The sequence below is a fragment of the Streptomyces boninensis genome, from assembly GCF_048572725.1.
GTDB classification, from domain to species: domain Bacteria; phylum Actinomycetota; class Actinomycetes; order Streptomycetales; family Streptomycetaceae; genus Streptomyces; species Streptomyces boninensis.
The window spans coordinates 1,655,657-1,674,860 of the sequence record NZ_CP183837.1 but is presented as its reverse complement, the minus strand read 5'-3'; the positions used below and the strand labels follow the sequence as shown (position 1 = coordinate 1,674,860).

Genomic DNA, 19,204 nt, shown 5'->3' with positions numbered 1-19,204 from the left:
GTAAGGGGGCGCTGTTCCCGTACGGGTACGGATCAGGGGTTACTGACCCGGCTGCCGCCGACGGGCCCGGTCATGCCATCATCCGCGGATGACGCGCAGCCGGAAGCCCAGCGGAGGAAGCACCCGAGCGCCCGGGTCGGGAGGACACGTCCTCACCTGGACCCGGGCGCTCGCGGGCGGCGCGGCCGCCGTGGGGACGCTCGTGTTCGCCGTCCGGCTGTGGAACGACGACGGGCTCCGCCAGGACTGGCCGCGGATGATCGACATCAGCGCGCTGGGGCGGGGGGCCGAGGCCGTCATGGTGCTGTGGCTGCTGCTCGCGGTGCCTGCCGGGGCGCTGGTGCAGAGCGCGGTGGCGCCGTTCCGGCGGGCGCGGCTGGGGGCGGGGTGGGCGTTGGCGGGGGCGTATCTGCTGCTTGGCGTCGTGCTGGTGGCCGCGGCCTGGCAGGTCGAGGGGATGTTCCCTGACACGGGGGCGCGGGGGAAGAGCGGCGGTATGTACGGGGCGTTTCTCCTGATTGCGCTGGCGCCGCCGGCCTTTGTCGCTTGCTCGGGCGTGTTGTTCGTACGGCGCGGAGATGAGGCGCGGGGTGGTGATGAGGCGCGGGAGACGCTGGTGTCGCTGCTGCTCTGGCCCGCGGGGATCGCCCTCGGCTGCGCGGGCTTCTTTGCCGCGCTCGCCGCCACCCGTGAGCTGCCGCCGGATGGCGGCTCCGTCGTGCACGCGGTGGCGGCGCTGGGTGGCGGGGGTGTGCTCGGCGGGGCGGCGGCGTGCGCGCTGTGTGCCGGGGTGTTCGCGGGGGAGCGGGAGTGGCTGCTGAAGGCCGCGGTGGCGCTTGCCCGGCCGGGGGCCGCGGTGCTGGTGCTGGGCGCTGTGGTCGGGCAGTTGGGGTGGCTGGTGCCGGGGCGGTTCCTTCCGGTGGTCGGGGTGCCGGCGCTGGTCGGGGCGTACGCCTTCCTGGTGCGCCGGACGCCGCTGCGGGCGTGGCTGTGGCCGCCGACGGGGGTGTCCGGGCAGCGGGCGTGAGGGGCGCGGCAGCGCTCACCCGGCCCGGCGTCGGGCGGCCCGTCCGTCGGGCGGCGGCCGTCCCCGGCCCGTCCGTCCCCGGCCCGTCCGTCACCCGGCCCGTCCGTGCCCGCGTTCACCACCAGGCGGCCGTGGGTGAGGCGGGCGAAGGGCAGGTGGGTGTGGCCGCATACGACCGTCTCCACCTGGTCGGGGCGCAGCTGGTCCGCCGCCCAGGCGCCTTTCGGGGTAGATCGCGCCGTCGCCCAGGTCGCGGAGCGCGTCGAGGGTTTCCACGGGCAGCGGGCCCGCGGCCAGGTCGCCCGGCGAGGACGGCGACCGTGGTGGGGGAGGGAGGCATGTGTCGAGTACGGATCTCGGGGTGCGGGATGAGAAGTGGCCCCTGTCGTTGTTGGAGCGTTTGATTGGACCTACCGACTGAACGCTTCCACTGGAGACGACGACGCGATGACGGCTGCAGCCAGCACCGAGACTCCCAAGGTTGATTTCTACTTCGACCCGCTTTGCCCGTTTGCCTGGATCACCTCACGCTGGATCCTCGAGGTCCAGCGGCAGCGCGACCTCGACCTGCGCTTCCGCGTGATGTCGCTGTCCGTACTCAACGAGAACCGCGAGGACCTCCCGGAGCGCTACCGCGAGCTCCTCGACCGCGGCTGGGGCCCCGTGCGGGTGTGCATCGCGGCGGCGCAGGAGCACGGCGAGGAGGTGCTGCGTGACCTGTACACGGCGCTCGGCACCCGCATCCACAACCAGGACATCAAGGATTACGACGTAGCCATCAAGGGCGCCCTGGAGGAGGTCGGCCTCCCCGCCGCGCTCGCCGATGCCGCGCACTCCGACGCGTACGACAAGGAGCTGCGCAAGAGCCACCACGAGGGCATGGACCCGGTGGGGGAGGAGGTCGGCACCCCGACCATTCACATTGACGGCGTCGCCTTCTTCGGGCCTGTGCTCACCGAGATCCCGCGCGGCGAGGACGCGCTGAAGATCTTCGAGGGGGCGCGGCTGCTGGCCGGATACCCGAAGTTCTTCGAGCTGAAGCGGACCCGGACCGGGGAGCTCAACTTCGACTGAGGCGGCTTTGGGGTACGGGCACGGGCACGGGCCTCACAGCTCCACCGGCAGGCGGGAGTCCACCCCGCGCCCGTACTCCGGGTCCGAGCCGCGGACATGGATCGCGTGCTCGATGACCCGGGCCCGGTACAGCCGCAGCTGTCCCGGCGGCCGCAGCTCGGCCGCCGGGAACGGCTTCTGCTCCGGGAACCGCGCCCGGCACGCCACCTCCACGACCTCCGCCAGCTCCTTCTCCGGCACCTGCTCGCCTTTGGCCTCCAGATAGACGGCCTGCGCCTTACCGATCGCCGCCATCGAGTCGAAAATGACGATGCTGATGGCCGGCTGCCGGGCGATATTGCGGGAGTGCCGGGCGGCGGGCGAGGAGATCCAAAACAGGATCCGGTAGCCGTGCGGCGCGTAATAGACCGGCGTCACCCGCGCCCGGCCGTTGGCGTCCGTGGTCCCCAGGGTCATGTAGCGGTTTCCGTCGATGAGATAGCGGGCTATCTCATTGGGCTTCAGCCGGGTAGTCATGGCTCCAGCGTGCACCCAACACTCCGGATCGCGCCTCAGGTTTGCGCGACCGCGGGGCCGGTCTCCGTATGCGGCTGTTCCGCTTGCCGCCACGCCCGCAGGTGATTGAAGAGCAGGTTCAGCGCGAGCGCCGTTACGCAGCCGGCGCTGATGCCGCTGTCCATGACGGTCTGGAACCAGTCGGGGAACTTCGCGTACACCTCCGGGACCCCTACGGGCAGCAGCCCGACCGCCACGGACACGGCGACGACCGTGAGGTTGTTGTTCCCCCGGAAGTCCACCTGCGCGAGCGTCCGTACCCCGCTCGCCGCCACCGTCCCGAACATCACCAGGCCCGCCCCGCCCAGCACCGGCGCCGGGATCGCCGCCACCACCGCGCCGAGCTTGGGCAGCAGCCCGAGCAGTACGAGCATGCCGCCCGCGGCCGCCACGACCCAGCGGCTGCGTATCCGCGTCATGCCGACGAGGCCGACGTTCTGGGCGTAGGCGGTGTACGGGAAGGTGTTGAAGACGCCGCCGAGAACGGTGGAGAAGCCGTCGGCGCGCAGGCCGTCGGCGAGGGCGCGCGGGGTGACCTTGCGGTCGGTGAGTTCGCCGACCGCGATGAAGTCGCCGGTCGTCTCGGTCATGGCCACGAGGCCGACCACGAGCATGGAGATGATGGCGGAGGCGTGGAACTCCGGTGCGCCGAAGTGGAAGGGCGTGCTGACCCCGAGCCAGTCGGCGTCGCCGACCGAAGCGAAGTCGGTGAAGCCGAGCGGGATCGCGGCGACCATGCCGACGGCTATCCCGAGCAGCACGGCGATACGGGAGAGGGCGGGCGGCGCGAAGCGCTGGACGGCCAGGACGAGGAGGAGGACGGCGGCGGCCAGGGCGAGATTCTTCGGCTCGCCGAAGTCCTTCGTGCCGGCGCCGCCGGCGGCCCAGTTGCCTGCCACGGGGAGGAGGGAGGCGCCGATGATGAGGATCACGGTGCCGGTGACCAGGGGCGGGAAGTAGCGCAGCAGGCGGCCGAAGACGGGGGCGAGCAGCATCATCGCGAGCCCTGCGACGATCACCGCCCCGTAGATCGCGGGCAGTCCGCCGCCCTCCGTGCCGATCAGCACCATGGGCGACACGGCGGCGAAGGTGCAGCCCTGCATGATCGGCAGGCGCACGCCGAAGCGCCAGACGCCGACGCACTGGATGAGGGTCGCGATACCGCAGATGAGCAGGTCAGCGGTGATGAGGTAGGCCAGGTCGGCGGGCGGCAGCTTCATCGCGCCGCCGACGATGAGGGGGACGGCCACGGCGCCGGCGTACATGGCGAGGACGTGCTGGAGGCCGTAGGCGAGGAGGTGGGGGGTGGGGAGCCGCTCGTCGACGGGGTGGGGTGGTGTCTTGGGGGACGTCATGGCTGAGGACCGTAAACGCCTTGAACATTGTGTTGATTGCGGCGCTGTTTCGGCTCCGTATCCTCAGGTCACCGCCAGGTGGGAGCGGTGGTGGGTGGGGTGGTCGATCTCGTCGAGTACGGCGACCGCCAGGTCCGGGTAGGAGATCCGGGCGGCGAGGTCGCCGTGCTTGCGGACGGCGTAGCGGCCGGTGCGGGCGGCGTCGTGGTCGAAGTCTCCGGCCGGGCTCAGATAGACCCAGTCGAGCGCGCCGGCGTCCGGCGCTTCGGCGCGTAGCACCTCCAGGCCGGCGGCATGGGCGAGGGAGAAGGGGCGGGCCTCGGGCGGGAGGGCGGGGGAGTCGAGGAGGAGGGGCGGGTGTGTGCGGTCGTCCGGCTGCGACTGCGACTGCGACTGCGACTGCGGCAGCAGCGTGGCGATGCCGATCGCGATCAGGCGGCCGACGCCGGCGCGGGGGAGGCCGGTGGTGAGGGCGCGGGAGGCGGCGGGGAAGAAGGCGGCCGGGTCGGTGCCCTCGCCGTACACCGCGGCGGCGTTGACGGCCGCGTCGTGGCCTTCGGCGAGCAGCGCGACGGTGGCCGGGTCGGTGACGTCGCCGGCGGCGATCCGGACTCGGCCGTCGGCCGGACCCGGATAGCGAGCGGGGTCGCGGACCACGGCGGTGACGTCGTAGCTGCGCGGCCTGGTGGCGCGGTCGGAGTTCGACGGCGGGACCCGGGTCGAGTACGCGCTCACGCCGCTCGGCCGCAGCATGCTGGAGCCGCTGGCCGCGGTGTGCGCCTGGGCGGCCGAGCACTGGGACGAGCTGCTGGACGCGCAGGAGGCTTACGACAGCAGTGCCATCAGCCGCTCCGCCTGACGCCGGTCGGAGCCGGGCGGGTTGCGGCGGTTGGCGCCCTCGCTGTGGAGGAGCACGTGCAGCCAGATGAGCGCGATCAGGCGGCGGCACTCCCGTAGCCGGGTGGCCTCGGCGGGGGAGAGGTCGAGGTGGGCGAGGAAGTCGCGGCGCACGTCGAAGTCGGTGTCCACCCAGGTGGAGATGTGCTCGGTCAGCTCGGCCAGCTCGAAGACGCGGTCGCTGCGGCCCGAGGTCTCGAAGTCGACGAGGCGGACGCGGCTTTGGGCGGAGCTGGGGTCGTGGTCGTAGAGGTAGTTCGTGAGATTGCCGTCGGACATGCCGAAGACGGGGTGGTGGCCCGGGCCATCGTTCGACAGGCGGGTGCTGCGCAGCCAGCGGACGCCGGCGGTGTAGACGGCGAGGGAGGCCTGCGCGGTCCCGCCCAGGGGCGGCGGCGGGGCTTCGCACCACTGCCGGGTCTGGGCGACGGCCCCCGCCGGGTGCCAGGCGGCGGTCGGGACGCGGTCCAGGACGGGTGCGGGGAGTGCGGTGTGGAGTTCGTGGACGGCGGCGGCGAGCGCGGCGCCCTGGGCGGCGTCGATGCGCCGCCCGCGGAGGGGGGTGCCGGGGATGCGGGTCATGACCACCTCGGGCGGCGCGGCGCTGAGGTCGGCCCGTACGGGAAGCGGGGCCAGCCCCGGTGCGTACTCGGCGAGGAGCCGCAGCGCCCGCCACTCGCGGGCCGGCTCGTCACGATCGGTGGCACGGTAGCGCTTGGTGACGAGGCCGGTGTGAGCGTCGATGTCGACGTGGTGGGTGTGAGACGTGTCCGCCAAGTCAGGCTCCTCCGCCCAGTGGTGCGGTGTCGGGTCAACCAGCATGACCGCCCGTCCCACCTTCAGGTCCCGGCTCGCCCTGCCACCCCTGACCCTCGCATACCCATGGAAGGCTGATCACCGCGCGGAGTCCTGCGGGCCGGGTGAGTGTTGAAAAATTCGCTGTCGGCCGGGGACTTCGCGCCACCGCCGTACCGCCGCCGCCGACGGCTAGGCTCCGCAACATGTCGGAGATCCTGTGGAGCCGTGTCGAGCGCCTGTATCCCCTGTACGCCGAGCTGGACCAGCAGACGCTCATTCTCAAGCTCTCCGAGGAAGTCGGAGAGGTCGCCGAGGCGTACATCGGGATGCACGGTCTCAACCCGCGCAAGGGCGTATGCCGTTCCCGCGACGACGTCCTCGCCGAGCTCGCCGATGTGGTGGTGACGGCTGCGGTCGCGATGTGCGGCGTCGCCGGAGGTGACCCGGCTGCCGCCCGCGCGCACCTGGAGCAGCGGCTCGACGCGGTGGCTGAGCGAGCCGGAGTGCTCTGAGGCAGCAGCCCTTCACACCCCCGAATCACACCCCCGAATCACACCCCGAACACCCGCGCCGCATTGTCATGGCACACCGCCCGCAGCCACTCGTCCCCCAACCCCGTGGCCGTGCGCAGCGACTCAAGGGCATGGGCGTACGTATACGGAATGTTGGGGAAGTCCGTGCCCAGCAGCACCCGGTCCCGCAGCGCCCCCAGCCGCGGCAGCGCCGCCCGCGGGAACGGGGCCCCGGACTCGGCGAAGGGAGTGAAGGCCATCGTCGTATCCAGCAGCACCCGCTCGTAGCGCTCGGCCAGGCCGAGGAAGTCCTCGTACTCGGGCATCCCCAGGTGCGCCACGACAAGGCGCAGCCGCGGGTGGCGGGCGAGCAGCGCCGCCATCGGGCCCGGTCCGGTGAAGCGGCCGGGCACCGGGCCTGAGCCGCAGTGGGTGACCACGGGGGTCCCGGTCTCCGCCAGCAGACCCCACACTCCTTTCAGGGCCGGGTCGGCCGGGTCGTAATCCCCCACCTGCAGGTGGCACTTGAACACCCGCGCCCCCTGCTCCAGCGCCCGCCGCACGTCCGCCTCGGCGCTCGGCTCGGCATAGAACGTCGCCGTGTGCAGGCAGTCAGGGGTGCGCGCGGCGAAGTCGGCGGCCCAGTCGTTCAGCCAGCGGGCCATGCCCGGTTTGTGCGGGTACAGCATCGAGGTGAAGGCGCGGACGCCGAAGGAGCGCAGCAGGTCGATGCGGTGCTGTTCCTCGTGCCGGTACGTGATCGGCCAGTGCCGGCCGATCAGCGGGCCGGCCGCCTCGAAGTACTCCCACACCTTGGCCAGCACCCGGTGCGGCATGAAGTGCGTGTGGACGTCGATGAGGTGGGTCAGCCCCAGGGAGCTGCGGAATGCGGCCACTTGGGCCGCCTCGTCGGCTTCGGGCACGGCAGCCCCTCCTGATCGATCGTCGCGTACGCAGCAGGCTAGCTGCCGCTCACCCGCCCGGCCCCGGCGGACGGCCGCGCTCAGGCGTGGCGACCACCAGCGGCTCCAGTCGGCGGGCGACGAGGTTGACCGCGCCGTCGGCCCGCTCGATGCGGCCGTGGACGAGCAGGCCGGCGTTGTCGACGGCCATCTTCATGTGGGTGTCCCAGACCGGTGGGGGCACGATCACGTTGGTCATGCCGGTCTCGTCCTCGATGTTGAGGAAGCAGGTGCCCTTGGCGGTCGGCGGTCGCTGGCGGTGGGTGACGAGGCCGCCGATGGTCAGCGATGTGCCGTGCGGCAGTTGCCGTGCCGCGGCCGCGGTCAGCACGTGGCGGGCGTCCAGGTGGGAGCGGAGGTGCTGCACGGGGTGGGTGTCGGGGCTGGAGCCCGTGGCCCACAGGTCGGCGAAGGTCTGCTCCACCACCGTCATGCCCGGCAGGTCGGGCGCGGGCGGCGGGGCGGAGACGCCCGGGAGGGAGGCTTCGTCGACACCGGCCAGCGCCCCTGCCGCCCACAGCGCCTCGCGCCGGTCCACTCCGAAGGCGCCGAGCGCGCCGGCGGTGGCGAGGTTCTCCAGGACCTTCACCGACAGGCGGGTGCGCCGGGCGAAGTCCTCCAGGCTCCGGTACGGGCGGCCGGCGATGATCTCCTCCGCGGCGGCGTCCGGCATGCCCCGTACCCCGCTCAGTCCCAGCCTGATGGCGTAGCCGTCCCGGGAGTTCTCGTCGGGTTCGAGCCCGGCGTGCGGCCTTGAGCGGGTGACGTCCACGCCGTGGACGGCGACACCGCGGCGGCGGGCGTCGCCGATCAGCGTCAACGGGCTGTAGAACCCCATGGGCTGGTTGGCCAGCACCCCGGCGATGAAGGCCGCCGGGTAGTGCAGCTTCAGCCAGGCCGAGGCGTACACGATGTGGGCGAGGGACTGGGAGTGCGACTCCGGGAAGCCGTAGCCGGAGAAGGCCTGGATCATCGTGTAGAGCTCCTCGGCCGCCTGCTCCGGGATGCCGCGCTCGGCCATGCCGACCAGCAGCCGCGCGCGCAGCTCCTCGACCCGCTCGGGGGCGTGCTTGGCGGCGAGGGCCTTGCGCAGCGTGTCGGCGTCGCCGGGGCCGAAGCCGGCGCAGTCCATCGCCAGGCGCATCATCTGCTCCTGGTAGAGCGGCACTCCGTAGGTGCGCTCCAGCGCCCCCTCGGCGAGCGGATGCGGGTAGGTGACCGGCTCGCGGCCGGCCCGCCGCCGCAGGTACGGATGGACGGAGCCGCCCTGGATCGGTCCCGGCCGGATCAGGGATACGGCGACCACGAGGTCCTGGAAGGTACGGGGCTGCAGCCGCGGCAGCGTCGACATCTGGGCGCGGCTCTCGACCTGGAACAGGCCGATCGTGTCGGCGCGGGAGATCAGCTCGTACACGTCCGGGTCGTCGGGCGGGATGGACGCCAGGTCGTACTGGATACCCTGGTGTTCGGTGATCAGGTCGCAGGCGGTGTGCAGGGCGGAGAGCATGCCGAGGCCGAGCAGGTCTATCTTGACCAGGCCCGCCTCCTCGACGTCCTCCTTGTCGCCCTGCAGCACGCTGCGGTCCTCGGCGGTCGCCCACTCGACCGGCATCACCTCGCCGATCGGCCGGCGGGTCAGCACCATGCCGCCGGAGTGCACCCCGAGGTGGCGGGGCAACCCGGCCAGTTCCCCGGCGAGTTCGCGCACGTCGGCGGGGGTGTCGGAGTCCTCGCCCGGAGGCTCGTGGTGCTGGATGTGCCGGGTCATCTCGTCGATCCGGCCGATGGGGTAGCCCAGCGCGCGGGCGGCGTCGCGGACGGCGAGGCGGGGGCGGTAGGTGATGATGTTGGCGACCTGGGCGGCGTGGGTGCGGCCCCAGCGCTCGTAGACGTACTGGATGACCTCCTCGCGGCGGGCGTTCTCGAAGTCGATGTCGATGTCCGGGGTCTCGGCGCGCTCGACGGAGAGAAAGCGCTCGAAGAGCAGCTTGTGCTTGATCGGGTCCACGGCGGTGATGCCGAGGACGTAGCAGACGACGGAGTTGGCGGCGGAGCCGCGGCCCTGGCACCAGATGCCGGCGTTGTTGGACCAGTGGACGATGTCCCACACGATCAGGAAGTAGCCGGCCATGTCGAGCCGGTCGATGACGGCGAGTTCCTTCTCCAGCTGCAGCCAGGCGATGTGGGCGGCGGCGCCGCGCGGGCCGTAGCGGCGCTCGGCGGCGGTGACGGCCAGCTCACGCAGGTATGACATCTCGGTGTGGCCGGGCGGTACGGGAAAGCCGGGCAGCCGCGGCTGCAGGTCGGCGAGGTCGACGGCGCAGGCGCGGCCGAGCGCCAGGGTGGCTTCCAGGACGCCGGGATAGCGGGCCAGGCGCTGGGCCATGTCGTCCGGGGCACGCAGGTGGGCGGTGGGCGCCGGGGGCAGGTGGCCGGCGGCGTGGTCGAGGTCCTCGCGGCGGTGCAGCGCGGTGAGGGCCTGGGCGAGCCGGGCGTTCTTCGGGTGGGCGTAGTGGACGGCGTTCGAGGCGACGACGGGCAGGCCGAGCTGCCCGGCGGCGGCGTACAGGGCGTCGTTGCGGACGGAGTCGGTGGGCAGGGCGTGGTCGATCAGCTCGGCGTGGAGGTGGTCGGGGCCGATGAGGCGGGTGAGGGTTTCGAGGCGGTGGCGGGTGTCCTGGGCCGCGGCCGTTTCGGCGGCGCAGCCGGTCAGTACCGCCAGGTGCCCGTCCTGGACTTCCCGCGCGAGCTGGTTGGGATCGTGCACCGGAGCGCCCTTGGCGCCGGTCAGCTGGGCGGCGCTGATGAGGGCGGAGAGCTGCGAGAAGCCCGTCAGATCGCGGGCGAGCACCAGCACAGGACCGTACGGGCCGGGCAGGCTCAGCTCCGCGCCGTACACGGTGGCGAGGTCGTGCCGGCGGGCGGCGGAGGCGAGCCGGCGGGCCGCGTAGAGACCGTCCCGGTCGGTGATCGCCAGCACCTCGACGCCCAGCCGCGCCGCCTCCGCCGCCAGGACGTCGGGGTCGGAGGCGCCCTGGAGGAAGGAGAAGGAGGAGTGGACGTGCAGCTCGGCCCAGCCGGCCGGTGCGGGGTTCTGGTGGCGGGTGGGCAGGGGCAGCAGTCGCCCGAGCTCACCCATAGTGCGCCTCCGCCCACCACTGATTCCCCTCCAGCACCAGCAGCCAGGCCGGTCCCGCCTCCGTGACGACCTGCATGCGCACCAGGCGCCGGGCCCGGTCGGCGTTCCACCACTGTTCGAGGGCCGGCCACGGACCGGCCCAGCCGGTCACCACGGCGGGGCTGGGTGGAGTCCGGCCCTGGATGACGAGCCGGGCGGGCGGAGCGGACAGCACCAGGCGGGCGGAGACCGCCACCGTCTCGCCGTCGGCGTCGAGCAGCTGGGCGGGCTCCGGCCGGTCGGGCACCCAGGCGGGGTGCGGGGCGGGGAGGCGCCCGGGCCACGGCCCGTCGGGCAGCCGGTTCTCCGGCGGCACATCGCCGAAGGCGACGCGTACCGCTCGCTCGGCGGGGCCGCGGCCGCCGCCGAGTTCGACGCGGGTCACCGCGTCATGGCCGAGCATCGCCTGCAGCCGGGCGGCGGCGGCCTCCATCTCCGCGGTCGCCGACCGGTCGCCGAACAGCAGCTGCTGTTGCCCGGTGGCCACGCCCAGCGCCTCCGGGCGCAGCGCGAGGCGGAGGATGCCCGCGGCCGCGCCGCCCTCGTCGGTCAGGGCGCCGGTGTCGTGCCAGGCGGTGAGCTGCCAGCGGACGCGTTCGGCGACCGCCAGCTCCGAGAGTTTCCCTTCGTGGCGCCACAGCCGGGTCAGCCGCTTGCCGCCGCTGCCGCCGTCCTGGGCGGCCAGTTCCACGGCGACCTCGATACGGGCGGCCACCGCCCCCGCCGCGGCCAGCCGTTCGTGCAGCCGCCGGGCGAGCTCCTTCGCCGCGAACGCGACCGGCTCCAGCAGGGTCTCGGCCGGCTCGAAGCCGTGCGCGACGGTGAGGTCCTGGCCGGGGGTGCGGGTGCTCAGGCCGCGCGCCTCCAGGCCGCGGGCGGTGCGATGGGCGGCGGCACCGTCCGTACCGAAACGGGTGGTGACCTTGTCGCCAGGCAGCGCCGCGAAGCCACCCAGGGTGGGCAGCCCCATCCGGGCCAGCAGCACCGCGAGCTCGGGGCGGCCCAGCACGCTCACCGGATACGGGGCCAGGAACCGCCGGGTGTGGCCGGCCGGCACGAGGTGGCCCTGGCGGGCGGCGAGCGCGGCGGCGAAGACGGTGTCCGCGGCGCCGGTACGGGCGGTGAAGCCGACGGCGGCTATGGCGGCGGTGATCTGGTCGGCGAGGGCCTGCTCGCCGCCGAAGTAGCGGGCGGGGCCGCGGGAGGGGAGGGCGAGCAGGCCGGGGCGGATCACTTCCCAGCGGGGGGCGATGTGCTGCTCCAGGTACTGCAGCACGGGTTCGAAGCAGCGGGTCTCGTGCTCCACGTCGCGCTCGGTGATCTGCAGCTCGGGTGCCCGGCCGGTCGCCTGCCGCAGCCGCATCCCGCGGCGTACGCCCTGGGCGCGGGCGGCGGCGGAGCAGGCGACGACCTTGCCGCCGGCGACCACGGCGGTCGGGCGGGCGCCGTCAGGGTTGCTGCCGTCGGCGACGATGGGCCAGTCGGGGATCCAGGTGCAGATCACCCGTTCAGCTGCGCTCATCCGACGACGTGCAGGTCGCGCCGGGCCTTGGCGGGCTTTGCGGCGGCGGGTACGACGGCGCTGATCCGGGTGCCGGGGGTGTCGTCCGGCGCGGCGTCGACCAGTGCGACAGGGGCGGTGCCGGGCTGCTCGGCCGGGGCGGTCAAGGGGTCCGCGCCGTCGTCGGCCGGGCCCGCCCGGCCGTCCGGGCCCGGCAGCCACAGCTGTGCCGTGCGCGGGGCCCCGCCCGCGGCGCCGCGTCCGGTGGCCGTGACCTGTACCCGCCGGGCGCGCAGCAGGCCGTGCCCGGCGCCGACGCCTTCCCAGCGGGAGGCGGTGACCGCCATCCGCAGTCCGGCTCCCTCCCAGGGGCCGGTGGTCAGCAGCACCGTCCCCGTACGCCGCAGCACCGCCGCAAGCCGGCGCGCAAGCCGGTCAGGGGCCGGGCCGAGCGGGCCGAGCAGCAGCACCGGCACGGCCTCCGCGAGCGTGGCCACGACATCCGGCCAGCGCGGTCCCGGCTTGTCGACCCACAGGCCGGTGCCCACGTCGAGACCCATCGACTCGGCGGCGAGCACGCCCAGCTGCGGCAGTCCGATCACCGCCCAGGCTCCGGCTTCGGCGGCGGCGGGGGCGGCGAGGGCGAGCAGCAGCGGGAGGTCCCGGCCCACACTCACCGCGGAGCCGGGGCGCAGCCGGCCGCCGGGCAGCAGGGACTCAAGTCCGGAGGTGACCGGGTACCCGGTGCGGGTTTGCGCATCGTCCCTGCTGAGGACCGGTACTGCTGATGCCATGCCATGAGGATCGAACAGTTGTTCCTATAGCGCAAGGCGGCTCGCCGGGGTTCGTTCGGCCGGGCGCCGGGGCCGGTGGCCGGATGGGCTCAACTCCCGTGCCGGGCAAGGCGATCGGCCGTCGCGCGCCCGGTGGGTGAATTTCCTCACCGGCCTCCGGCCGGGTTGGGGCGGTCGGCTGTTGGCGCGGTCCAGGAGGAATGCCAGGATGTCCCGTATGACCGCTATCGCATTTATCGGGCTCGGCGCCATGGGCAGTCGCATGGCCGCGCGGCTGCTCGATGCCGGACACAGTCTCACCGTGTGGAACCGCAGTGCGGAGAAGGCGCAGGCGCTCGTGGGGCGGGGAGCCGTCTTCGCGAAGTCGCCGGCCGACGCGGCCGGTGCGGCCGACGTCGTGATCACGATGCTCGCCGATCCGGGTGCGCTGCGGGACGTCACCGAGGGGCCGGACGGGGTCGCGGAAGGGCTGCAGTCCGCCGGGGCCTCGGCGACGGTCATCGACATGTCGACCGTCGGGCCCGAGGCGGTGGCGCGGCTGGCGGAGGCGCTCCCCGAGGGCGTCGGGCTGCTCGACGCGCCCGTGCTCGGGAGCATCGACGAGGCCGCGGGCGGGACGCTGAAGGTGTTCGTCGGCGGGCCGGCGGAGCTCGCGGAGCGGTGGGCGCCGCTGCTGTCGGCCTTCGGTACGCCGGTGCACGTCGGCCCGCTCGGCTCCGGCGCGGCGGCGAAGCTGGTCGCCAATACCACCCTCTTCGGAGTGCTCGGCGTGCTCGGCGAGGCGCTCGCCCTGGCCAAGGGGCTGGGGCTTGAGCGGGACAAGGCCTTTGAGGTGCTGGCCGGCACGCCTGTGGCCGCGCAGGCGGAGCGGCGGCGGCCGTTCGTGGAGTCGGGGAAGTATCCGACGCGCTTCGCGCTCGACCTCGCCCTGAAGGACGCGGCGCTGGCCATGGAGGCGGCGACGGCGGCGGATGTCGACGTACGGCTGATCCCCGCCGCGCAGTCGTGGCTCGCCGAGGCGGCGGCCGCGGGGCAGGGGAGCCAGGATTACGCGTCCGTGCTCAGCACGATTCTTGGTGAGGAGGCGGGCTGACAGCCCCAGCCCCCTCACCCCGCCCCCTCACCCCACCTTCTGCAGCGCCCGCTCCCGTCGCGCCGCCACACTCGACCCGGACTCCCTCCGCGGCACCACCGGCGCCACCAGCAGGCCCAACACCGCCCACGCCCCCAGCACACCCACCGTCTCCACCTGCCGCCACGACTCGCCGATCTCCACGCTCACCGCGTCGGCCGACAGCAGCGCGGAGCGCATGCCCAGGCCGAGCCAGTAGACGGGGAAGACCTGGGCGATCCACTGCAGCCACTCCGGCAGCGCGGTCACCGGGTAGAAGATCCCCGAGACCGCGATCATGCCGATGACGGGCAGCTGGATCAGCCCCTGCGCGCGGGCGCTGGTGAACGCCGAGCCGAGGACGGCGCCGATCGGCAGCGTGGCCACCATGCCGAGCGCCACCACCCAGGCGAGGCCCAGCCAGGCACCCGCATCGAGGTCGAGCCCGTCGATCAGCAGCAGACCGGGGACCAGAAAGATCGCCAGGTCGGCCAGCAGCCCGCCGGAGACCGAGACGATCTTGCCGGTGAAGTAGCCGGTCATGCCGTACGGGGTGGCCTTGGCGCGCAGCAGGGTGCCATCCTCGCGGTCCGCGGTGAGCAGCTGGCTCATGCTGACCATGCCGAAGGAGACGTTCATGCCGAGGATGCTCGGCAGCGCGAGGGTGCCGAGCAGCAGGCCCGTACCGGCGAACTCCGCATCGCGCATGAACCACATCGCCCCCAGCATCAGCAGCGGCCACAGCAGATGGCTGAACAGCTCCGCGCCATTGGTGAACGACTGCCGCAGCTCGATCAGGCCGCGGGACAGGCCGACGCGTATCGCACAGGTCGTCACGATTCCTCGGCCTCCTTCACCAGCGCCAGATACGTCTGCTCCAGCGACGCCCGCTCGACCTCGAGCTCGCTGATCTCATCCCCGTACCGCCGGAACAGCTCCCGTACGAACTCGGTCGACCGCGCCGTCGCCCGGACCCGCCGCCGACCGCCCTGGCGCCACCGCACCTGGTCCTCGCCGGCGATCTCCCGCGCCAGCTCGTGCGGCGTGCCGTCGGCGACGATCCGCCCGCGGTGCAGGACCACGATGCGGTCGGCGAGCTTCTCCGCCTCGTCCAGGTCGTGGGTGGTCAGCAGGATGGTGATGTCCAGGCGGCGCACCAGCTCGTGGAAGTCGCGCCTGGCCTGCGGGTCGAAGCCGGTGGTGGGTTCGTCGAGGAACAGCACGTCGGGGCGGCCGACGATGCCGAGCGCCACGTCCATGCGGCGGCGCTGCCCGCCCGACAGCGTCTTGACCTTCTGCTCCGCCTGCCCGGTCAGGCCGACCGCGTCGATCAGCTCGTCCGGGTCCCACGGGGCGCGGGCGCAGCAGGCGTAGTACGCGGCCTGGTGGCCGAGGAGTTCGCGGACCCGCCACTTGCCGTGGTCGCGCCAGGACTGGAGCATGACGCCCGTCCGGGCGCGCCAGGGCTCGTCGCCCTGGGCCGGGTCGGTGCCGAGCACCTGGGCCCGGCCGGCCGAGCGCATCCGGAAGCCCTCGAGGATCTCGATGGTGGTGGTCTTGCCGGCCCCGTTCGGCCCGAGCAGCGCCACCACCTCGCCGGGCGCCACCCGGAACGTCACGTCGTGCAGGACGTCAGCGGTGCCGTACCGCATCCGCAGCCCCTCGACACTCAGCGCGGCCTGCGTCACAACTCGCTCCGCACCTGCTCGATCAGCGCGCCCCGGTCCACGCCCGCCAGCGCCAGCGCGCGCGGGATGGTGCCGGCCTCCGCCTTGAGGAGGCTGAGCAGCAGATGCCCGGAGCGCAGGTCCTTCTTGCGGTACGTGGTCATGAGCCGCTCCATGGCCAGCTTGAACGAGGCGCCCAGCCGCAGGCGTTGCGACGGATCCTGGGTCGCCGGCGGCAGGTCGTAGTCGTCCAGCGAGACCCCCGCCGCGGCCAGGCTGTGCGCGAACTCCTGGCGCAGGGCCTTCTTGAGCGGCTCGTATCCGAGGCCGGCCGCGGCCAGCATGCGCTGCGCGTCGGAGCCGTACTCGGCGGCCATCGCCAGCAGCACGTGGTGCGCGTCGATCGTCGTCGAGCTGTCCTGCCTGGCCTCCGCCTCGGCCCGTTCCATGACCGGCTGGAGGTAGCTGTCAAAGCGGCTCATCCCCGCCTCCTCAAGGTGACTCCGGCGGTGATGAGCCGCTTGGCGTGCTTCTTGTAGACCGCCTGGCGGGTGATGCCGAGCGCCTCGGCGACCTGCGGCCAGCCCCAGCCGGACCGCATCGCCTGCTCGACGGCGGCGTCCTCGAGCTGATCGGCGAGGCGGCGCAGGGCGACCACGGCCGCGAGGGCGTCCGCGGGATCTTTGCTGGACATGTAAGCAACCGTAGTTGCCTAATTCAGGTTAGGCAACCAAAGTTGCTAAGCGCGTCCGGCGCAGCGCCTCAGCCGTAGATCCGCTTCTCGTAGCTCGGGCCGTAGTACTCCTCCAGCGCCTCGAGCGTCATCTCGTACGAATCCAGCTCCTTGGCGATACGGGCCCGCTTCGGCAGCGCGTCCGGGGTCCAGGTCTCCGGCTTCCAGAGTTCGGAGCGCAGGAAGGCCTTCGCGCAGTGGTGGAAGATCTCGTCGATGTCGATGAGGAGTGCGAGCTGCGGGCGGTGGTTCTTCACGATCATGTCGTCGAAGAACGGGGCGTCCTTCACCAGCCGCGCGCGGCCGTTGATCCGCAGGGTGTCGCCGCGGCCGGGCAGCAGGTAGACCAGGCCGACGTGCGGGTTGGTGAGGATGTTGCGGAAGCCGTCGGCGCGCTTGTTGCCGGGGCGCTCCGGGATCGCGATGGTCTTGTCGTCGAGTACGAGCGTGAAGCCGGCCGGGTCGCCCTTCGGGGAGACGTCGCAGGTGCCGTCGGCGGCGGAGGTGGCGATCAGGCAGAACCGGGAGCTCGCCAGCCACTGGCGGTCCAGGTCGTGCAGGGCATGGCGCGCCTTGTTCGCGGCGCGGGCGTTCGGCTCGCCGATGATCTCGCGCAGCTCCGCCTCGGACGTGACTTCGGTTATTCCGGCCGTTTCCATGGACAGCACCCCTCTGCCTGCGGTCGCTACGACAGCGACAGCGCCCGGCTCGATCTTACGAGCCGGGCGCTGTCAGGCGATCGTCAGCTTGCCTTGAACCTCCGCAGCCGCAGGCTGTTCGCCACCACCGACACCGAGGAGAAGGCCATTGCGGCCCCCGCCAGCATCGGGTTGAGCAGGCCCGCCGCGGCGAGCGGCAGGGCGGCGACGTTGTAGCCGAAGGCCCAGACCAGGTTGGCCTTGATGGTGCCCAGCGTCTTCCGCGACAGGCGGATGGCGTCTGCCGCCGCCCGCAGGTCGCCCCGTACCAGCGTCAGGTCGCCGGCCTCGATCGCCGCGTCCGTGCCGGTGCCCATCGCCAGGCCCAGGTCGGCCTGGGCCAGCGCGGCGGCGTCGTTGACGCCGTCGCCGACCATCGCGACCGTACGGCCCTCGGACTGCAGCCGCTTGACGACGTCGACCTTGTCCTCCGGCAGCACCTCGGCGATGACCTCGTCGATGCCCGCCTCGCGGGCCACCGCCTCGGCCACGGCCTTGTTGTCGCCGGTGAGCAGGATCGGGGTCAGGCCCAGGGCGCGCAGCCGGCGGATGGCCTCGGGGCTGGTGTCCTTGATCGCGTCCGCGACCTCCAGCACCGCCCGCGCCTCGCCGTCCCAGGCGACGGCGATGGCCGTACGGCCCGCCGCCTCCGCCTCGCGCTTGGCCGCTGCCAGCGCCGCCGGCAGCTCGATGACCCACTCGGCGAGGAGCTGCTCGCGGCCGACCAGCACCGCGTGGCCCTCGACGATGCCCTGCACGCCGAGCCCCGGCACGTTGGCGAAGTCCTCCGGGGCGGGGAGGGGCCCCACCTTGTCGGCCGCGCCCGCCGCCACCGCCTGGGCGATCGGGTGCTCGGAGGCGTGCTCCAGCGCCCCCGCCAGCCGCAGCGCCTCGGCCTCGCCCGTGCCCTCGGCCGTGTGCACCGCCAGCAGCGTCATCTTGCCCGTCGTGACCGTGCCGGTCTTGTCGAGGACGACGGTGTCCGCGCGGCGGGTGTTCTCCAGCACCTCGGGGCCCTTGATCAGGATGCCGAGCTGGGCGCCCCGGCCCGTACCGACCGTGAGCGCGGTCGGCGTGGCCAGGCCCAGGGCGCACGGGCAGGCGATGATCAGTACGGCCACCGCCGCGGTGAAGGCGGCCGTGAGCCCTGCACCATTGCCGAGCCAGAAGCCGAGGGTGCCCAGGGCGAGGGCGATGACGATCGGCACGAAGACGCCGGAGATGCGGTCGGCGAGCCGCTGGGCCGCGGCCTTGCCGTTCTGTGCGTCCTCGACCAGGCGGGCCATCCGGGCCAGTTGGGTGTCGGACCCGACCCGGGTGGCCTCGACGACCAGGCGGCCGCCCGCGTTCAGGGTCGCTCCCGTCACCGTGTCGCCAGGGCCCACCTCGACCGGCACCGACTCACCCGTGAGCATCGAGGCGTCGACGGCCGAGGCGCCTTCGGCCACGGTCCCGTCGGTGGCGATCTTCTCGCCGGGGCGGACCAGGAAGCGGTCGCCGACGGCCAGTTCCGAGACCGGTATACGGGCCTCGGCCCCGCCCCGCAGCACCGTGACCTCCTTCGCGCCCAGCTCCAGCAGCGCCTTCAGGGCGGCGCCCGCGCGGCGCTTGGAGCGGGCCTCGAAGTAGCGGCCGGCGAGGATGAAGGTGGTGACGCCGGCGGCGGCCTCCAGGTAGATGTTCCCGGCGCCGTCCGTACGGGAGATGGTGAGCTCGAAGGGGTGGGTCATGCCGGGCTCGCCCGCCGTACCGAAGAACAGCGCCCACAGCGACCAGAGGAAGGCCGCGATGGTGCCGACCGAGATCAGCGTGTCCATGGTCGCGGCGCCGTGCCGGGCATTGGTGAACGCCGCCTTGTGGAACGGCCATGCCCCCCACACCACGACGGGTGCGGCGAGGGTGAGCGAGAGCCACTGCCAGAACTCGAACTGCCAGGCCGGGACCATCGCCAGGGCGATGACCGGGACGGACAGCGCGATCGAGGCGAGCAGCCGGTCGCGGAGCGGGCGGGTCTCGTCGGGCGCTTCCTCCGCGGCCGCCGTCTCGGGTGCGGCGGCGGGCGGGGGCGGGGGAGCGGCGGTGTAGCCGGTCTTCTCGACGGTGGCTACGAGGTCCTCGACGGATACCCCCTCCCCGTACGACACCCGCGCCTTCTCGGTGGCGTAATTGACGGTCGCGGTGACGCCGTCCATGCGATTGAGCTTCTTCTCAATGCGGGCCGCGCACGAGGCGCAGGTCATGCCGCCGATGGCGAGCTCGACCCGGTCGGTGTCCCTGGTGTCCCCTGCGTCCGTCGCTGGAACGGTGGTGGTCATGTCCGGCTCCTCGTCCGCCTTTGACTC

The 19,204-nt window shown here is 73.0% G+C and carries 19 protein-coding genes; 5 read left to right on the top strand and 14 right to left on the bottom strand.

The window, feature by feature from the left end; all coding sequences use genetic code 11:
* Positions 1 to 88 precede the first annotated feature (88 nt).
* Together ACNNMR_RS07470 and ACNNMR_RS07465 are read left to right on the top strand one after the other, a co-directional pair.
* A complete protein-coding gene (locus ACNNMR_RS07470) occupies positions 89 to 1,027 on the top strand; it encodes a hypothetical protein (RefSeq protein ID WP_419993736.1) in 939 nt (312 codons plus the stop codon).
* A 447-nt stretch (positions 1,028 to 1,474) separates the two neighbouring features.
* On the top strand, positions 1,475 to 2,101 hold the full coding sequence (locus ACNNMR_RS07465; RefSeq protein ID WP_419993735.1) for a DsbA family oxidoreductase: 627 nt from the start codon (positions 1,475 to 1,477) through the stop codon (positions 2,099 to 2,101).
* 33 nt (positions 2,102 to 2,134) lie between these two features.
* Here ACNNMR_RS07465 and ACNNMR_RS07460 read toward each other — a convergent pair whose 3' ends face one another.
* From ACNNMR_RS07460 to ACNNMR_RS07450, 3 genes are all read right to left on the bottom strand, one after another.
* Positions 2,135 to 2,617 (bottom strand): pyridoxamine 5'-phosphate oxidase family protein, encoded by a 483-nt coding sequence (locus ACNNMR_RS07460; RefSeq protein WP_419993734.1) that lies wholly within the window; start codon positions 2,615 to 2,617, stop codon positions 2,135 to 2,137.
* Positions 2,618 to 2,652: 35 nt separating this feature from the next.
* The gene (locus tag ACNNMR_RS07455; RefSeq protein WP_419993733.1) at positions 2,653 to 4,011 is read right to left on the bottom strand and encodes a nucleobase:cation symporter-2 family protein; all 1,359 of its coding nucleotides are present in this window, start codon (positions 4,009 to 4,011) and stop codon (positions 2,653 to 2,655) included.
* 63 nt (positions 4,012 to 4,074) lie between these two features.
* The gene (locus ACNNMR_RS07450; protein WP_419993732.1) at positions 4,075 to 4,764 is read right to left on the bottom strand and encodes an NAD(P)-dependent oxidoreductase; all 690 of its coding nucleotides are present in this window, start codon (positions 4,762 to 4,764) and stop codon (positions 4,075 to 4,077) included.
* Between ACNNMR_RS07450 and ACNNMR_RS07445 the strand changes: the two genes are divergently transcribed.
* Entirely contained in the window at positions 4,697 to 4,870 is a 174-nt protein-coding gene (locus tag ACNNMR_RS07445) for a winged helix-turn-helix transcriptional regulator (RefSeq protein ID WP_419993731.1), read from the top strand. The genes ACNNMR_RS07450 and ACNNMR_RS07445 overlap by 68 nt on opposite strands.
* On the opposite strand, the gene ACNNMR_RS07440 is transcribed toward ACNNMR_RS07445, so the two are convergent.
* The gene (locus tag ACNNMR_RS07440) at positions 4,837 to 5,685 is read right to left on the bottom strand and encodes a phosphotransferase (RefSeq protein ID WP_419993730.1); all 849 of its coding nucleotides are present in this window, start codon (positions 5,683 to 5,685) and stop codon (positions 4,837 to 4,839) included. The genes ACNNMR_RS07445 and ACNNMR_RS07440 overlap by 34 nt on opposite strands.
* A 224-nt stretch (positions 5,686 to 5,909) precedes the next feature.
* On the opposite strand from ACNNMR_RS07440, the gene ACNNMR_RS07435 reads away from it, so the two are divergent.
* Positions 5,910 to 6,218 (top strand): hypothetical protein, encoded by a 309-nt coding sequence (locus ACNNMR_RS07435; protein WP_419993729.1) that lies wholly within the window; start codon positions 5,910 to 5,912, stop codon positions 6,216 to 6,218.
* Between the two features lie 38 nt (positions 6,219 to 6,256).
* Here the strand turns inward: ACNNMR_RS07435 and ACNNMR_RS07430 are convergent, their stop codons facing one another.
* From ACNNMR_RS07430 to ACNNMR_RS07415, 4 genes are read right to left on the bottom strand one after another with little or no spacing between them, the layout of a single operon-like run.
* Positions 6,257 to 7,141, bottom strand: a complete 885-nt coding sequence (locus ACNNMR_RS07430) for an amidohydrolase family protein (RefSeq protein ID WP_419993728.1) — start codon at positions 7,139 to 7,141, stop codon at positions 6,257 to 6,259.
* 49 nt (positions 7,142 to 7,190) lie between these two features.
* Positions 7,191 to 10,319 (bottom strand): error-prone DNA polymerase, encoded by a 3,129-nt coding sequence (locus ACNNMR_RS07425; protein WP_419993727.1) that lies wholly within the window; start codon positions 10,317 to 10,319, stop codon positions 7,191 to 7,193.
* Positions 10,312 to 11,880, bottom strand: a complete 1,569-nt coding sequence (locus ACNNMR_RS07420; protein ID WP_419993726.1) for a DNA polymerase Y family protein — start codon at positions 11,878 to 11,880, stop codon at positions 10,312 to 10,314. The genes ACNNMR_RS07425 and ACNNMR_RS07420 overlap by 8 nt, the downstream gene beginning before the upstream one ends.
* On the bottom strand, positions 11,877 to 12,653 hold the full coding sequence (locus tag ACNNMR_RS07415; RefSeq protein ID WP_419993725.1) for a hypothetical protein: 777 nt from the start codon (positions 12,651 to 12,653) through the stop codon (positions 11,877 to 11,879). The genes ACNNMR_RS07420 and ACNNMR_RS07415 overlap by 4 nt, the downstream gene beginning before the upstream one ends.
* Positions 12,654 to 12,870: 217 nt before the next feature.
* Between ACNNMR_RS07415 and ACNNMR_RS07410 the strand changes: the two genes are divergently transcribed.
* Positions 12,871 to 13,746, top strand: a complete 876-nt coding sequence (locus ACNNMR_RS07410; RefSeq protein ID WP_419993724.1) for an NAD(P)-dependent oxidoreductase — start codon at positions 12,871 to 12,873, stop codon at positions 13,744 to 13,746.
* A 27-nt stretch (positions 13,747 to 13,773) separates the two neighbouring features.
* Here ACNNMR_RS07410 and ACNNMR_RS07405 read toward each other — a convergent pair whose 3' ends face one another.
* From ACNNMR_RS07405 to ACNNMR_RS07380, 6 genes are all read right to left on the bottom strand, one after another.
* A complete protein-coding gene (locus tag ACNNMR_RS07405) occupies positions 13,774 to 14,601 on the bottom strand; it encodes an ABC transporter permease (RefSeq protein ID WP_419993723.1) in 828 nt (275 codons plus the stop codon).
* Positions 14,598 to 15,416, bottom strand: a complete 819-nt coding sequence (locus ACNNMR_RS07400) for an ABC transporter ATP-binding protein (protein ID WP_420000281.1) — start codon at positions 15,414 to 15,416, stop codon at positions 14,598 to 14,600. The genes ACNNMR_RS07405 and ACNNMR_RS07400 overlap by 4 nt, the downstream gene beginning before the upstream one ends.
* 32 nt (positions 15,417 to 15,448) lie before the next feature.
* Positions 15,449 to 15,913 (bottom strand): Clp protease N-terminal domain-containing protein, encoded by a 465-nt coding sequence (locus ACNNMR_RS07395; protein ID WP_419993722.1) that lies wholly within the window; start codon positions 15,911 to 15,913, stop codon positions 15,449 to 15,451.
* Positions 15,910 to 16,125: a hypothetical protein gene (locus ACNNMR_RS07390; RefSeq protein ID WP_419993721.1), complete on the bottom strand. Its 216-nt coding sequence runs from the start codon at positions 16,123 to 16,125 to the stop codon at positions 15,910 to 15,912. Before ACNNMR_RS07390 ends, ACNNMR_RS07395 begins: the two co-directional genes overlap by 4 nt.
* 68 nt (positions 16,126 to 16,193) lie before the next feature.
* Positions 16,194 to 16,823 (bottom strand): pyridoxamine 5'-phosphate oxidase family protein, encoded by a 630-nt coding sequence (locus ACNNMR_RS07385; protein WP_419993720.1) that lies wholly within the window; start codon positions 16,821 to 16,823, stop codon positions 16,194 to 16,196.
* An 83-nt stretch (positions 16,824 to 16,906) separates the two neighbouring features.
* Positions 16,907 to 19,177 carry a heavy metal translocating P-type ATPase gene (locus ACNNMR_RS07380; RefSeq protein WP_419993719.1) on the bottom strand — a complete coding sequence of 757 codons (2,271 nt, stop codon included), beginning with the start codon at positions 19,175 to 19,177 and terminating at the stop codon, positions 16,907 to 16,909.
* Between the last annotated feature and the right edge of the window lie 27 nt (positions 19,178 to 19,204).